Source organism: Catalinimonas alkaloidigena, assembly GCF_029504655.1.
GTDB lineage: Bacteria > Bacteroidota > Bacteroidia > Cytophagales > Cyclobacteriaceae > Catalinimonas > Catalinimonas alkaloidigena.
In genome coordinates, this window is sequence record NZ_JAQFIL010000001.1 from 3,836,863 (window position 1) to 3,852,988 (window position 16,126).

Below are 16,126 nucleotides of genomic sequence, written 5' to 3' on the forward strand. Positions count from 1 at the left end.
TAAACCACACTACTACCATGGGAGACGGACGTGTAACTGACATCAGACCACGAACATTAAAAAGGATAAGCTATTACAAAAGCGATGAAAAAAGTAAATCTTATGCTGACAAAATAAAATTAATTGTAAACGCTCTGGAAAAACAGCAGTCAGTTGAGATTCAGGGTAGAAAAAAGGCATTCAATATTCCCACAAATAATAACGATCACTCTAACGTTTATTTCACACAGAATAATAGCAGTGAAAGAATTCCGCATATAGATGGCATCCTGCTTGATCATCAAACAGGTCAACTTCGCTATTTTATTGCCAAGGAAGATGTAGTCGGGAAAGGCTTGCTTGAGAAAATCGTTGAAGGGAGTAAGGTCAGCTTTTCAAGCGAACCCAGGGGCCTTTGCGAGATTATATTACATAAAAGAGACGCACAAAATAATATCATCGGTGATATTGACTTAACTGAAAGTGAGCCAGCCATCGTTGAGTTTGTTGAAATAGAAAGCATAGATGAATACCCAGAAATATCACCCCAATACAAACCTCTCAAATTAAGAGACTAAATCCAGGCCATTACCTATTAACTGCCTGACCTGTAGGTTTTATAAATAATGGTGATCAGTGTTAGGCTGAACACGATCAGCCCCATGAAAATATACAGTTGATATGAGGTATCAGGGAATGTAAGTTCAGCATTGCCTAAGGGCACTACACCTGCCCAGCATTGTGGGTGAGCATATGTACTTTCATTGATCAGGTCAAGCTTAGCATTTCTTATCGCTTTGCTTACTTTGGGCTCTTGGGCAAGATGATTGTAAATCCTGTTCATCAACGCTTGGGTTTGAAAATCATCTATCTGCCACAAGGACATCAATACAGATTTGCAGCCTGCGTACACAAAACTTCTTGCCAGGCTAAAATTCCCCTCCCCTACAAAGTGCTTACCCAGGCCTGACTCACAGGCAGTGAGCAGCAATAGCTTTGCCTGAAGTGGTAAGCTGTATAGTTCATAGAGATTTAGGTTTCCATCTTCTTCATCATCAGGAAAAAAGATAAAGTGTGAGGCAAATGGGTTTGCCATATCGGCTATTCCGTGGGTTGCAATGTGAAGGATATCTGCCCCAGGCGCATTCTGCTTAAATCTTTTTTCAGTAGCTTCTTCGTTAAGAAAAACTGTGGCCTCCGGAAAAACCTGCTGCACATATCGTACTTCTCTTTCTGCTCCTATCAGGGAAGGCAGATCCCCATTAAGTTTGTTAAAATCGTTAATCCCAAAAGCCATTATACGTAGCTTTTTGTCATCAAAGTTTGTTTTTCGTTGTTTTTCTCCAAAAGCAATACTGGCAGAAAACTCATATGAGATTTCATGATCATGTATTAAAAATGGAAGCTTCTCATAGCTCACAAAGTCTTTTTGAGTATCTACTTTAGCTTTTACAAAGCTTTCAAAGGGTATGGTCGTTAGGTCACCATCCAAAACGATGATCAGTTCTGCTTTGTCTTTTCCTTCAATTACTGGTGCTAATAATAATTGATAGAGCTGATACGCACTTTCCTGATATTTAAGAAAGTTAGCATAGGAAGGCCCGTTAATATCATCATTCACTAACACATCCTGATACCGTTCTATCGTCACCTGAACAGAGGAAAAATCATGTACTTGGTGGACTTTAACCGTATCAGTAGCAATCATCAAAACATAGATTGCTGTATCCCCCCAGCAGTAAGAGATTAAAGCTTGATCTTCAGTAAGCTTAGCTCTGACCCTGTCTAGTGTAACAGTAGGTGACTGATGGGTTAACTGATGAAAGTTTGGGTAATAGGATTCAATATGTTGACTGTATAGCTCTAGCTCTCGTAATACGTTTGCTTTTTGTATTTGTAATGCACTGCTGTTAAGTAGCTCACTCTTTTTTTGTTCCTGCGCAGTGATTTCAGACTCCAAATAAGCAAGCTGAGCTTTTAAGGATTGCTCTCTTTGGGTAAGTGAATCAGGTAGTATATTTTTATATCTTTCTCCCTTTTGTATAGATTCTAAAAGGACCATAGCCTTACTTTTTTCCATATATTGAAAAATGTAGTTCAATAATGAATCTTCAGGTTGAGATTGATATAATTGATAGCAAGCAGCGATCGCTTTCTCATAGGTAGATTTATAGTTAGCTGATAGGATCAGCTTTGAACCTTCAGTTGTAAAGTTGGCCCGACTGAGGCCCATAAATCGGTCAAAGAGTTTAAAGTATGGAAGCGACTTTTCTAAATATTCTTGATCATCATGAAGTAAATACTGTTTAAACAGCAAATCAGTCACTGCATGTAGCGCCTCCTGTATGGTTTCCAGATCATCCCCTGCCTCAATATTTAAATCAAGCGCGTTTTCTTCCCCTTCATCACTGATTTTTGAGCTCTGTAAGCCTTTCTGATAGTAATGTATTGCACTATCAGTTTGCTGAGCAGTAGCAAAGGCACGACCTATGTCAACATACAAGGTAGCTAACTGTGTATGCTTTTCTTTATATAAATGTTCTTTTACCTCTTTACTTTTACGGTAATAGCGAAATGCTTCCCTTAACCTTCCTTTTTTCCAATAAGCATTTCCTAAAAACTGATAACTTTTTGCAGTGATATCTTTACCGGCATCCGCTTTCAGAGCTTGGTTTGCAAAAGAAATAGTGCTATCATATTCTCCTTTTCTAAAAAAAAACCTTGCCTGATTAGCATTGAGAATTGGAATCACATGCGTCTGAAGAATTTGCCCTAATGTAGCGTAAGTGATTGCATTTTTGTTAAAATTTAATGCATCATTGATGCTATCCATATCATAGTAGATATTGGCCAACAAACTGTTTGAAATGACTCTATCAAAAGTTGTAACATCATCCAGGTTTTCATAGCTATCCCTAACCAGGTGGGCATATGCTAATGCTTTGTCATAATCTCCCAGATGGCGGCTGGCTGATGCGAGGCTATAATATCCATTGATGTATGAGCGGCCCAGTACACCTAGTTTCTCTCTCTGTTCAACAAATCGTTCGAAATATGACAATGCTGAATAGGGGTTTTGTAAATCATAAAGATAAATACCTCCAATCTTCTCAAGCAATTCTGCTACGCTGAGGTGATTTTCACCGTAATAGTCCTTCTTAATTTCCAGGGCTTTCAGATAACACTCAATTGCTTGTGTAAATCTACGAGCTTCAATATTCAGTTCAGCATTAGTAATCCAGGTGAGAGCAAGCAGGGTGTCATTTTCAGATAGGCTAATGCTAAAGATAAGTCGGGCAGTATCCAGACTGGCTATTGCTTTTGACCAGTTAGTCGTATCCGAGCTGTAAAGAGAAGCAAGTTGATTCAGTACCTTCACTAAATGAACATTTTCCTCCAGCGCCATAAGATGTTTCTTAGCTGATTCGTAGGTTTGTATTGCCAGTTCATCTCTTCCTTCCGCTTTGTACTGATCTGCCTCTGCAATCTGATCATGAATAGCATCCACAGTATCATTCAGGTAGGGAGCAGCTATACAAATCTGAATTCCCAATAGGAATATCAGTGTAAAGTAGTATTGCATTGCTAAATCATTTAAGGAAAATACAAAAAGCCAAAGTATATTTCAGCTTTTCTGTATTTTTTTCAATACTACTTTTGAAGCTAAAATCAACTATCGCTTTCCCTATAATCAAGTCTTAGGAAAAATATATGACAGAAGCAGCGCAAAAGGAAAGACTAAGACGCGATAGGTTCTTTCTTGTCATTTGGCTGTGTCTTCCAGCGTTTGTGCATCCAAACCCATTGACTTGGTTCCTGACGAATCAGTTTTTCCAGCGCATTGGTAAACCGCTGGGTATTTTCCTGAATGTCCTGCTCATTACTGCCGCTGCGGCTCACCTCCACTTCCGGTAGAATTGTTACCAGATGTCTCTCGTTTGGCAAACGATGTACTGCCATTGGCACTACTGCGGCATCAGACTTGAGTGCAAGCCAGGCAGCACCAATTGGCGTATAGGCGAGTTTTCCGTAAAAATCAACAAATGTACCTTTACCCTTAGGTATATCCTGATCAATTAATATAATAAACACCTCGCCTTTCTGAAGTACCCTCAGGGGCTTAAGCAAACCTTCATCACTGTATATTACTCTCGCTCCATAATCGGACCTGAAATCCATCAGCAGTTTATTCATTTTGGGATTGTGCATACGTTTGCCAACGGCACTGGTAGGGTAACGGAATGATAGAAACTGCCCGATCAGTTCAAATGCTCCCAGATGACAGGTTAACGCAATCACCCCCTTATTTTTCTGGATAGCGCTTTCTAAGTACTGTAAACCCTGGTAATCCACTATTTTTTCAATGTCTTTTTTTGTTCTGAAAGAACGGGCAATAAATATATCGGCCGCATTTTTAGCCATATTCACAAATACCTTTCTGGAAAATGCTTTGATTTCCTGCGTATTGATTTCTTTACCATAAGCGTATTGAAGATGATTGGCTATCAGTTTCCGGACTGGCTTCATCAGGTAAAAAGCCAATAAGCCTAATTGATGATAGAAAGCCAATGTCCACTTTCTGGGAAAACTGTCCGTTAGCCAGAAAAGCAGCTTAATAAACTTGTATAGGGCTGCGTACTTAACTCTTTTTCTGATTTTTTTCCAGCGCATACTTGAGTAGGAATTACAGACAGCAAGAAAAAAAGAAAATGCTAATTCTCATAAAATTTAAAGTAAAATGACATTAAAACTGAGCCTGCCATGGCCTCATAGAGGCACATAAGCCCCTGATAATATGGACTTTAACAATGTTTTTAACTTTAATGATTATTATTCTAAGAATTTAAAATTGGTGCTGTAGGAAGCAAATAAAAAGTAGTTGTTTTTAGCACCAATGCGTCTTATCACCTAATCGCTAACATATGTTTGCAGCTTATTTTTTGTGACATATGACTTATACACACGTCTAAGCACTAATTGGTAAAAGTATTTGCGTATCAAGACTGAATAGGCTCAGTATTTATATCTAGCAAATTCTTAACATTTGACAAATATGTAAACAAAGTAATAAGTATTAAAATGCTCTATGACACATTTTTTATCATTTGGTATCTCTTTTTTCTAATCGTACTGATATTTTTATTCATCGGCAGGTTACGCAGAAAGAAAGATTAAATGATCATTTCAGGATTTTATGCATAAATCCTAAATGCTCCATTTAAATAGTTGATTACATTTTTAAGGCTTTTCTTTTTATCATAGCTGTATATTTCTAATTTAAGTAAGCCAAAAAAGCCGGAGGAATGGAGGGAGAAAGCAGTATTTACACTTTACTTAACCTACATTCTATGTTGCGCACTTACTTCAAATTCGCTACTCGCACTTTCTGGAAAGATAGATTTTATACCCTGCTCAATATTATCGGGCTGGCGATAGGTATTGCGGTTAGTATTATCATTTTGCTCTACCTACAAAACGACCTGACCTATGACCAGCATCATGATAAGCATGCGCAAATTTATCGGCTGGTCACTAATGTTAAAGGTCCGGGCGTGGAATTTCATAGCGCCAGTGCGGCCCGTGAAATGGCTCCTATGCTTTCAGAAGTTTATCCTGAACTGCTTTCGTTCGTCAGATTTCAGGGTATGGACCGCACCCTCGTTAGCGTAGCTGGGCAAGGAGAGGAAAGTATGTACAATGAAGAAGACTGGGCACATGCGGACTCCACAGTATTTAATGTGTTTACGCATCCTTTTCTGGAAGGAAATCCAGACAACGCTCTGAAAGAAAAAAACAGCATTGTGCTGACTGAGAAGCTGGCAAAAAAATACTTCGGCGATGAAGAAGCACTGGGGAAAAGTCTGTTGCTGTATGAAGCCAAAGAAAACTTTACTGTCACCGGTGTAATTGAAGACCTTCCCGATAACTCTCATCTTAAGTTTGATGCATTGGTTTCCTACATTGAAGTCCGTGAGCATGCCATGCGGGATGGTGAGTTTGTATCGGAAGCCATCTGGAATCCTGATGTGTACACTTACCTCCTGTTTCCGAAGGGCTACAATACTACCGATTTTTTTGAGAAGCTTCCTCCCTTCCATGATAAGTACATCAAACCATTTGGAGATCAGGTGAGCAGTGAGCTTTGGTTTTATCTGGAACCGTTAGCCGACATTCATTTTCACTCTGAACAGGAGGATGATCAGCCTCAGGGCAACTACGCTTATATCTATGCTTTTGGCGGGATCGGTTTATTCATTCTGTTATTAGCATGCATCAATTATATGAACATGGCTACCGCTCGTTCGGGAAATAGGGTGAAGGAAATTGGCATGAGAAAGGTATTGGGGTCAAGCCGTAAAGCGCTGATTTATTCTTTTTTAGGAGAATCTGTTTTGCTTTCAGTACTTGCTTTATTGATCGCTTTGGGCATAGTAGCCATCATTTTGTATGCCACGCCTTTCAACAATCTTATAGAAAAAGATCTTACCTTAAACCTGCTGGAAAACGGTCTGCTATTCAGTGGGGCTATAGGCATTGCTTTATTGATGGGTATTCTTTCCGGTTTGTATCCAGCTTTTTACCTGCCTTCACTATCAGCTGTTCAGTCCCTGAAAGGCGCTTTTAAATCTTCCGCATCGGGTATCGCTCTCCGTAAATCATTGGTCATTCTGCAATTCACAATTTCTATTGCGGTGGTGATCTGTACCCTGCTGATGCAGGACCAGATCCGATATGTTCGCAACCTGGAGTTGGGCTTTAACCGTGAACACCTGTTGTTGGTGCCTATACAGGATACACTGGTACAAAAACAACTTCCTTACATCAAAAATGAGCTGGAACAGTACGATGGAGTGATAGCGACTACCGTATCGTATAATATACCCGGATTGAATGTGGGTGGTCAGGTTTTTCAGGTTGAAATAGATTCCAGCCTTACTACCCAGGCTTTCAACACTTTTTATGTAGGGGAAGATTACCTGAAAACGATGGATATTCCCATACTAGCAGGCAGAGATTTCAATGAAGGTTTTGCCGGGGATAAAGATGGTAAGTCTTTCATCATCAATGAAACAGCCGCGCGTGAACTCGGCTGGTACAAGGCTGGACAAGAAGGAGCCAAACTTGAAGATGCGTTGAGCGGCAGGCTTATGTTTTTTCATGGAGAGGAACTGGGCAATGTGGTAGGCATAGTACAGGATTTTAATGTCAGCTCTTTACACAATGCCATTGAACCCACCATTATCATCCCTGCCAGACGTGAAGGAGGAATTTTGTATGCTCGGCTAAAAGGCGAAAATTTACCAGAGACCATGGATCATATCCAGGATAAATGGTCAGTGTATGACCCAAATCACCCCTTTGAATATTTGTTTCTGGATGAAAGTTTTGACGAACTCTACAGGGCGGATGAGCGTCAAAGCACGCTCATTTCTGTGCTTTCCGGTATTTGCCTGTTGATCTCACTATTAGGTATATTAGGACTTTCAGCATTCACTGCGGAGCAGCGCACCAAAGAAATAGGTGTTCGCAAGGTGATGGGCGCGTCTATTCCTCACATCGTATTTTTACTGTTTAAAGATGTGATGATACTCGTAATTTTCGCTTCTATACTTGCCGCTCCTATCGCCTACTACCTGATAGAGCGCTGGCTTCAGGACTTCGCCTATCGTACAGATATCAACATATTATTATTTATATTGGCAGCATTAGCGGCACTACTGATTGCTTTCATAACAATGAGCTTTCATTCTTTAAAAACGGCACGTTTGAATCCGGTAATAAGTTTGCGTTATGAGTAAATCGATGATGAAAAAGAATACATATACCCTGGAAAAGGGTGAGCTGGCAGATTTTCCTGAAATCGTTGAAGTTTGGGAAGCTTCGGTGAGAGCTACACATCATTTTCTGACAGAAGAAGATATTTTATATTTCAAGCCCCTCATTCTTCATGAATATCTGGACGCGGTAGACTTATGGGTTGCCCTGGATCAGAAGCGTAAGATTATTGGTTTTCTTGGCGTAATTGATGATAGCATAGAAATGTTATTTATACATCCTGAACACAGAGGTATGGGGGCAGGAAAGCTTCTCCTGCATCATGCTATTGATACATTCCATGCTAAATACGTAGATGTTAATGAGCAGAACGTGCAGGCGGTAAATTTTTACAAAAAAATGGGCTTCATCACACAAGATCGTTCAGAAAGAGATAGCTTGGGAAAACCTTATCCCATACTACACATGAAGCTCAAGCCGACCTAAGCTAATTTAATGATGAGACACATCAGTTTCGTATGTACTACTCTCCTTCACCTTTGGCATGCCTATATTAACGTTAGGAAAATAACTCATGTACCCCACTGTTGATTGCGCTGCCTTTTGTATTGATGACTAACTTTATCATTTCAGGTTTGTCAGGCACACAACGATACCCCTATCGCTCAGCCAAACACAATAACAATTATTTTAAGCCGATGCTAAGCGCATCAGGTGCTCACCATCTTTTCCTGCTTTTTCAAGAATGAATGCCCAGTGGTTACAAATGAATAATCAATAGTTACTAATCAGTGCGATTATTCGCTATTATTCCAATTATCAACCTTAACCCATACCCATTATGAAATTTTTAAAAGCAGAAATTTTGTTCATCCTGCTCATCATCACTTCCTGTACCGATGAGCAAGAAAGCATGTCTATTTACCCTTCTCTGGCAGATAACACTGAAAAAGTGGCATTTTCAGCAGAATCTTCATCATCAACAGTTGTAAAAAATACGCTCTACGATTTTGCTCAAGAAACTCTCTCAGACATGTATGGTGTAAAGTTCAAGCTAAATGAAACTACACTGCTGGATAAGGCTTCTCTCCTGATATGGATTGCTCAAAATAAAAAGAATAAGTCCTCGGCAATAAATAAAGAAAACCAGAGGTTGCTGAGCAAACTTTTTAAGCAAGATGATATCAAAGCCATTTTGATCAATACACCTGGTCACGCAAAGTTTCAGCAGGCCGTATATATATTGGTACCCAAACCATTTAGGGTAGAGGATTTCAATTCAATTGGTGCGGTACTGATTACAGACTCAGCTTCCAGCTCATCAGATAGTGATGAAGGTGGTGGGAACGGAGGAAATGATGATGGCGGAGACGATGATGACGAAGATGAAGACGCCGAAGAAGTATGTTATACACAGTCAGGCACATATTTAGATGCTACACAACAACAGAATTCTGACAATCCACTATCAGGTTGCCCTCCCTGTCTGGTTGAGTGTGTAGATTGTAACAGCAGTCTGGCTGGACAAGATGATTGCGTAAACTGCTCTGTTTAAAAAAATACTCCGGCTTAGAAAGTTTAAGGCCGGAGTTTAAGCTATCTATATTTTATACATACAATGAAAACTGTGGCTATTGAGCTGCTGCAGTTCAGCATGTGTTAGGAGACTATCCGGAAACGTAATTTCCCCCAACATGTGATGCCGAGCCAAGAGCGATCACCGTACGGGCACTATTTTCCTAGAGGCAAGAAATTTTCCATTGCGACCTTAGGTCAGTATGACATTAAAAGAAAGGTTTCCGGATAAATTCTAAATCTTGTTGTAATTGTCTGATGGAGACTAAATTCAATTCACATTTACTTGTCAGTTGAGGATATCCATTTAAGAACTCAATCGCTTATATTTGCCTCCTGACAAAGAGATCAATGAACAAGCCCACAATAATTGCTTTTGACGCTGACGATACCCTTTGGGTGAATGAAACAATATTTACCTCTACGCAGGAGAAATGTAAAGACATTCTAAGCGGGTATATTTCTCCAGAGCTTATAGAAGAAAAGGTTTATGAAACAGAAAGGCGTAATCTGAGGCATTTTGGCTACGGTATCAAAGGCTTTGTGCTGTCTATGATTGAAACCGCCATTGAACTGTCAGAAGGCAAAGTTTCTGCGAAAGAGATTCAGGATATCATTGGGTTAGGTAAAGAAATGATCACACACCCGGTACGCTTACTCAATCAGGTAGAAGAAACGATAAGACTACTTTCTGAAGATTTTGAGCTAATGATCATCACCAAAGGAGACTTGTTTGATCAGGAAAGTAAAATAGCTCGCTCCGGTCTCGCAGGATTCTTCAAACGAATTGAAATCATCAGCGAGAAGGACAAATCCAGTTATGGAAGAGTGATGTTGAGAAATGATATCAATGTAAAAGACTTGCTCATGGTAGGTAATTCTCTGAAGTCTGACATACTTCCAATCTGCGAACTGGGTGGCAGAGCCGTACATATCCCATTCCACACTACCTGGGTGCTGGAACAAATCTCTCATCATAAATTGGCACACATACAGTACGACGAGCTCGCTACCATAACCCAGTTGCCAGCCTATTTGAAGCAAAATTTTTAGGCTGGATGCATCTGGTCAAGAAGAATAGCTCTTTGCAACTACTTTTTGAACAGGGTCAGCTTTTTCAATTTTTTCTTCAGCCCACTCCTCCTCTTCTATTTCAGCCTCATCCTCTTCCTGTATATCCTCTGCTCTCGGTTCATAATTGAGCGTAATATATATGGGGAAGTGGTCTGAACCAATGTGTGTCAGTCGCTCTATGTTGACCAAAGTAAAATCATCGGAATGAAATATATGATCCAGTGGCCAGCGAAGTAATGGATAGGAAGCATGAAATGTATTGAAGAAGCCTCTGCCAATTCTGGGATCCAGAAGACCGGAAATCTTCTTAAATAGATTGGTGGTACGAGACCAGGCCACATCATTAAGATCACCGATGACAATTGCGGTGTGGTCATGTGCCTCAATCTCTTTACCGGCCAGCAGCAGCTCGGCATCTCTGTTAGTAGAGGTGTCTCTTTCCGTAGGGCTGGGAGGGGTGGGATGAAGGCAGTATAAGCGTACTTTTAGCCCGGAAGGAAGCTTTACCCAGCTTCTGATAGAGGGAATATTTTCCTCAACCAGATGACGAACCTCGGCATCAATAAGCTCCAACTTAGAGTAGAGATGCATACCATATAGGTTATCCAGTGGAATTTTTACATTGTAAGAGTACTTATCTTCCAGCACACTTAATGCTTTTTCCCAATGCTTATCAGACTCAAGTGTCAGTAGTATATCCGGGTTCTTCTTATTGACTAAGTCTATCAGCTTCTGGTATTTACGATTGGTGGTAAGCACATTACTTACCATGATAGAACATGTATTTTTCGGATCACTTCCCTTAAACCGAATTACCTGTTTCTTGGCCAGTCGTGTATATGGAAAAATTCTCACGCCCTGATATATCAGACAATATACCAATACGACAATCAAACCATAATGCCACACTTCATCAAAAGAAAGTGTAAACCCTAACCCTATAAGGGCAGTGATGTTGAGAACGGATATTTGAAGGCGGGGAAAATCAAAAACCCGGATCCACCATTGGTCAAACTTGAGTAGTGTGGCAATTGTTGCTATAATAGGCAAGGCGCCTATTACTAAAAAAATAATTTGTAATATCATGATACGCTTTATTTTTTAGCTGGATTGATCGTATCAGTTTGAAAAGCATTCATAAAAATGCTTTATCAGATCTCAATTGGTCCTTTAAGAATATGGTACCAATACAAAGGAAGTAATTTTGTTTACAAAATAGGTTATGATATGATTAATTTTTATCATAACCACTAAGATATAGTCCCTATATACTTGGCATTTATCATCATACTTACCAGCTCATGGCAACATTACAAACACAGGCAAATACCAATAATGTGAGTGACGGATCATATCATTACCGTTATGATAGTAGCAGAGAAGGAGACTGGTTATTTATCGGCTTTTCGCCATCTAAACAAAACCTGACGATCTATATTAGGTCCGGCTTTGATTGTTATCAGAAATTGATGTCAAAGCTTGCTGTGTACAAAACCGCTAAATCCTGCCGCCATGTCAAAAAGCTGGAGGATATAGATTTGAAAGTACTGAAAGCTTTGGTTCACAAACCTGTTGATTAACTGAGATAAATACCCCAGCAAATAATGAATAAAAAAGATTAATACATCAACTGACAGATAATAATTGATATGGATTTACAACTTAGAGATAAAGTAGCCTTAATCAGCGGTGGAAGTATGGGCATAGGATTGGCTGTAGCTGAAGCCCTGGCAAAAGAAGGGGTTCACTTAATCCTGACGGCCAGAGATCAGCAACGCCTGGATAAAGCAAAAAAAACACTAAAAAGCTTTGATGTAAGTGTAGAAACCTTTGCTGCTGACATGACCCAAGCGCGAGACATAGCCCAATTAGTAGCGTATTCAAGAAAAACTTTTGACGGAATTGATATTCTTATCAACAACGCGGGTAGTGGAACAAATGAAAAGATTGCCGAAGCAGAAGATGATAAATGGTATTACTACTGGGACCTGCATGTGATGGCTGCCATTCGCCTTTGCAGGGCTATACTTCCAGCGATGAAGCAAAGAGGAGGAGGTGTGATTTTGAATAATGCTTCTATCTGTGCAAAGCAACCCCTTTTTTATGAGCCCATTTATAATACCACTAAGGCGGCCCTGGTCATGTTCAGCAAATGTCTGGCGGAAGAAGCCATCAAAGATAATATTCGCGTTAATACCATCAATCCAGGACTCATACGGACGGAAGCCTGGGAGGAAGCAGCCATTGAGGAAGGGCAAAAACAAGGAATAAGCGCGGATGAATTTTTAAAAAAAGTCGCTGAAGAAAATACTCCTATCGGCCGGTTTGCCAGTACAGAAGAGCTTGCGAACTTTTTCGTTTTCCTATGCTCCCCCTTAGCAAGCTATTGTGTGGGCAGCAGCTATTATGTAGATGGTGGCTGGCTTAAAGTTGTTAACTAATGACATAAAGCGAGGGTCTTTTGAATGAAATATTTTATTACGCTATTCATTTCTTTACCCTGACCCACACGAACCAAATTGGAAGCAATATTCCAAAAATCAATGTCGTAATTTTTTTGAGAATCCGGAATGATCCCGGATGGCAGGAAGGGTTTAAAACGCAAGGAGCCTTAGAGGACTTTCCTGCTAAAGTGAGTGCAATAAGCAGGCTTAAATGTAATACAGGAAAAAGGCTATAAATCAGCTAGTGAATTTGATTTGGTGGATTTATGATCCTCTTTGGTTGGTTTATGCCTGCTGCTTTTAAGAAACAGACGCATGAATATAAGGAGCAATTCAAGCAATTTGCAGAAGCTAAAGCAGAGATCAGGCAAGTTCAAAACAGCTCGCATAAGTAGCCTTGTTTTACGCTCTGGTTACTTGCCCCACTACTTAAGATGATTGCATAGCGGGAACAGGTAATGCTTTAAATTATATAAAGCTCATAAACTTCATTCTTTTTTTCCTCCCCTTCCCTGTTTCATTCCCGGTACAGTATAAACTTACTTATTGATTGGTTTGAGGTTTTTTAATTAAATTGACTAATCAACAACCTATGCAATACACATTTCTGACTGTATGTACACACCCACTACTAATAACATTTTGTTTGGCCGTTTGCATCAAAAAATCTTTAAAACGCTTAGTATTCGTTACATGATTGCACTCTCTACCATTGCTTTCATGATATTACTTAGCAACTTATTGATACAACATAAACTCAACCAAATACTGAATGACTCACGTGTGATTAATGTGGCTGGCAGGCAAAATATGCTAAGTCAGCGTCTTTCTAATGCTGCTATCAAGCTCAGAACTACTCTATCAGCTCAGGAAAGAGCTGAAATCTCCCGGGAGATGGAAACGACTTTGAACTTACTCACACGTTCTCAAAACGCCTTACTCAGCAGTGATCCCGAAATGATGGTAGAGGCAAAAAACAGCTCTGAAACCCTAAAGCTATATGAAAACCTGGACTCTGCTTATCACCAAATGGTTCATCATGGTTATGCACTTCACAAATTAAATAGTGCCGCTCAGGTGTATGATAGTACTCAGGCCAGATATCATATTAGCTCAATTTTGGCTCAGGAGAATGTGTTTCTGAGTGGAATGGATGCTATTGTCAATCAATATGATATAGAGTCCAGGGCAAGGGTGGACAATCTGATTGAAGTGGAACAAACACTCATGATTATCGCCTTAGGAATTATTTTGCTGGAGGTAATTTTCATATTTCGTCCCCTGGCCCATTTTATCAAAAAAATTGTATATACCCTCAACCAGTCCAGAATACAGGCCAAAAATCTTGCTCATGAACGTACTATCCTTCTACGCTCATTACAACGTTCACAGAAAAATCTGTCTAATGTATATACCGCCATAGAACAAACCACCTTATTTGCGAAAAGCAACCTTTCAACCCAAATTACTCATGTCAGTTGTCAGTTTTTGGCGTTTATGGGATATGTTAATGCCCCCTACCCCGTATTACTTTCAGACTTACTTCAGGTGAAAGATAGTTTGCTGAAGCAAAAGCTTAGCTATGTGAAAAATCACGGGTCCTGGAATGGCGACTTACGTATCAGATCTATTGATGAAGAAGTAAAATGGATCAATATGACCATACTGCCTGTAAGAAATGATCAGGGTGAACTTTATGAATACCTCTTCCTAAATACTGATATCACTCAAAAAAAAGAAGCGCAATTCAAATTACAACAAGCAAAAAAGGAAAAAAGGCAACAAAAGCTATATAATCAACGTATTCAATCTATTCTGATAATGAATGCTCAGGAAAAAGAAAGAAAACATATAGCCATGGATCTCCATGATAATATTGGGCAATCTATTACTGCTTTAAAATATTATGTGGAAGCATTATATTCGCAGCCAGAAGCTTTACAAGTAAAAGAATCATTAAAAAATATCAGCGTACAATTGCAGGATACCATTAAAAATGTGCGTAGAACTTCTTTTTCTCTTATGCCAAGTGTACTGGAACACTATGGCATTGCTTCTGTGCTGAATAATTTTGCCGTTGAGATGCAGCGCATCACCGGCCAGCATATCGTTTTTATCAATACAGATAATTTTGACCAACGACTGCATGCTACTGCTGAAACCAATTTGTACAGAATTGCGCAGGAAGGCGTCAATAATGCGCTGAAATATGCCGAGGCTACAACTATAAAAATTATTCTGAGCAGTGAAAGCCAAAAATTGTATCTGGAAATAATTGATGACGGGCGAGGTTTTGACCTTAATCAACTTACAATTTACCCTGATAAAACTTCAACAGGGCATGGAATTGCCAATATGCAAGAAAGGACAAAATATCTGATGGGTAGATTCAAAGTTGATTCCAGCCCCGGACTAGGCACCAGAATATTGATTCAGGTTCCATTAAATAAAAATAAGCATTTTATATATGGTAACAGTATTACTAGCTGATGACCACAATGTGGTAAGAAACGGGCTTAAACTACTTTTAGAAAATGAGGAGGATATTAATGTAATTGGTGAAGCTTCTAACGGAAAAGAAGCCATAGAAAAAATTAAAGAATTACAGCCAGATATAGTACTGTTAGATGTGAGGATGCCAGTCCTGGACGGAATTGAAACCCTTAGTGAATTAAGTAAAAATTCTGCAAAAACCCGTTCTCTTGTCCTGTCCATGTATGCACAGGAAGATTATGTACTTCAGTCTGCGCGCTCCGGAGCTTCAGGTTATATATTAAAAGATGCTTCCAAAGACGAATTGATTACTGCTATCAGGACCATTCATGCCGGCAATAAATATTTTAGTGGAAGTGTATCTAATATTATCGTTGAAGGCTATCTACATAATCTACAATCTCAAAAGATTTTCCAGAATTCCCACCAGCTCACCAAAGCAGAGAAAAATGTACTTAATCTCGTAGTGCAGGGACTTTCCAATGCTGAAATTGCAAATAAGCTAAACATCAGCGTGAGAACTGTTGAAACCCATCGCTTTAAAATCATGAAAAAAATGGGAGTGAATAAGTCAAAGGATATGATACAAAAGGCGCATAAAGAAGGTTGGACACAAGCCTAAACTCAGTATTTTCAACCGTATTTGATGTGAGTTTTAAAATATAGTATTGCATTTTTTTATTTATTGCTATTTTTTTTCTTCCACACAAAGAATTACAATCTCTTTAATAATAACTTTCAATAGCCCGCATTTTTTGATATTAATATTTTTTATTAATGATTAA

The 16,126-nt window shown here is 39.3% G+C and carries 13 protein-coding genes; 10 read left to right on the plus strand and 3 right to left on the minus strand.

Going from position 1 to position 16,126, the window contains the following annotated elements; genetic code table 11:
• The first annotated feature begins 17 nt into the window (after nucleotides 1–17).
• The gene (locus tag OKW21_RS15595) at nucleotides 18–557 is read left to right on the plus strand and encodes a hypothetical protein (RefSeq protein ID WP_277480732.1); all 540 of its coding nucleotides are present in this window, start codon (nucleotides 18–20) and stop codon (nucleotides 555–557) included.
• A gap of 17 nt (nucleotides 558–574) precedes the next feature.
• Here the strand turns inward: OKW21_RS15595 and OKW21_RS15600 are convergent, their stop codons facing one another.
• Nucleotides 575–3,562: a CHAT domain-containing protein gene (locus OKW21_RS15600; RefSeq protein WP_277480733.1), complete on the minus strand. Its 2,988-nt coding sequence runs from the start codon at nucleotides 3,560–3,562 to the stop codon at nucleotides 575–577.
• A gap of 155 nt (nucleotides 3,563–3,717) precedes the next feature.
• Nucleotides 3,718–4,650, minus strand: coding sequence for a lysophospholipid acyltransferase family protein (locus OKW21_RS15605; protein WP_277480734.1), 933 nt, complete (start codon nucleotides 4,648–4,650; stop codon nucleotides 3,718–3,720).
• A gap of 677 nt (nucleotides 4,651–5,327) precedes the next feature.
• On the opposite strand from OKW21_RS15605, the gene OKW21_RS15610 reads away from it, so the two are divergent.
• The 4 genes from OKW21_RS15610 (at nucleotide 5,328) to OKW21_RS15625 (ending at nucleotide 10,383) form a co-directional block, all read left to right on the plus strand.
• Complete coding sequence (locus OKW21_RS15610; RefSeq protein WP_277480735.1) at nucleotides 5,328–7,778, plus strand: FtsX-like permease family protein; 2,451 nt, start codon at nucleotides 5,328–5,330, stop codon at nucleotides 7,776–7,778.
• Nucleotides 7,771–8,241 (plus strand): acetyltransferase, encoded by a 471-nt coding sequence (locus OKW21_RS15615; RefSeq protein ID WP_277480736.1) that lies wholly within the window; start codon nucleotides 7,771–7,773, stop codon nucleotides 8,239–8,241. The genes OKW21_RS15610 and OKW21_RS15615 overlap by 8 nt, the downstream gene beginning before the upstream one ends.
• Before the next feature lie 355 nt (nucleotides 8,242–8,596).
• A complete protein-coding gene (locus tag OKW21_RS15620; RefSeq protein WP_277480737.1) occupies nucleotides 8,597–9,310 on the plus strand; it encodes a hypothetical protein in 714 nt (237 codons plus the stop codon).
• A gap of 371 nt (nucleotides 9,311–9,681) precedes the next feature.
• Nucleotides 9,682–10,383, plus strand: a complete 702-nt coding sequence (locus OKW21_RS15625; RefSeq protein ID WP_277480738.1) for an HAD family hydrolase — start codon at nucleotides 9,682–9,684, stop codon at nucleotides 10,381–10,383.
• A 15-nt stretch (nucleotides 10,384–10,398) separates the two neighbouring features.
• Here the strand turns inward: OKW21_RS15625 and OKW21_RS15630 are convergent, their stop codons facing one another.
• The gene (locus OKW21_RS15630; protein WP_277480739.1) at nucleotides 10,399–11,490 is read right to left on the minus strand and encodes an endonuclease/exonuclease/phosphatase family protein; all 1,092 of its coding nucleotides are present in this window, start codon (nucleotides 11,488–11,490) and stop codon (nucleotides 10,399–10,401) included.
• 215 nt (nucleotides 11,491–11,705) lie between these two features.
• Here OKW21_RS15630 and OKW21_RS15635 point away from each other — a divergent pair, with 215 nt between their 5' ends.
• The 5 genes from OKW21_RS15635 (at nucleotide 11,706) to OKW21_RS15655 (ending at nucleotide 15,963) form a co-directional block, all read left to right on the plus strand.
• A complete protein-coding gene (locus OKW21_RS15635; RefSeq protein WP_277480741.1) occupies nucleotides 11,706–11,984 on the plus strand; it encodes a DUF1801 domain-containing protein in 279 nt (92 codons plus the stop codon).
• A 69-nt stretch (nucleotides 11,985–12,053) separates the two neighbouring features.
• Nucleotides 12,054–12,845 (plus strand): SDR family NAD(P)-dependent oxidoreductase, encoded by a 792-nt coding sequence (locus OKW21_RS15640; protein ID WP_277480743.1) that lies wholly within the window; start codon nucleotides 12,054–12,056, stop codon nucleotides 12,843–12,845.
• Between the two features lie 20 nt (nucleotides 12,846–12,865).
• Nucleotides 12,866–13,084, plus strand: a complete 219-nt coding sequence (locus OKW21_RS15645) for a hypothetical protein (RefSeq protein ID WP_277480744.1) — start codon at nucleotides 12,866–12,868, stop codon at nucleotides 13,082–13,084.
• Between the two features lie 457 nt (nucleotides 13,085–13,541).
• Nucleotides 13,542–15,338: a sensor histidine kinase gene (locus OKW21_RS15650; RefSeq protein WP_277480746.1), complete on the plus strand. Its 1,797-nt coding sequence runs from the start codon at nucleotides 13,542–13,544 to the stop codon at nucleotides 15,336–15,338.
• Complete coding sequence (locus OKW21_RS15655; protein ID WP_277480748.1) at nucleotides 15,316–15,963, plus strand: response regulator transcription factor; 648 nt, start codon at nucleotides 15,316–15,318, stop codon at nucleotides 15,961–15,963. The genes OKW21_RS15650 and OKW21_RS15655 overlap by 23 nt, the downstream gene beginning before the upstream one ends.
• The last annotated feature ends 163 nt before the right edge of the window (nucleotides 15,964–16,126 follow it).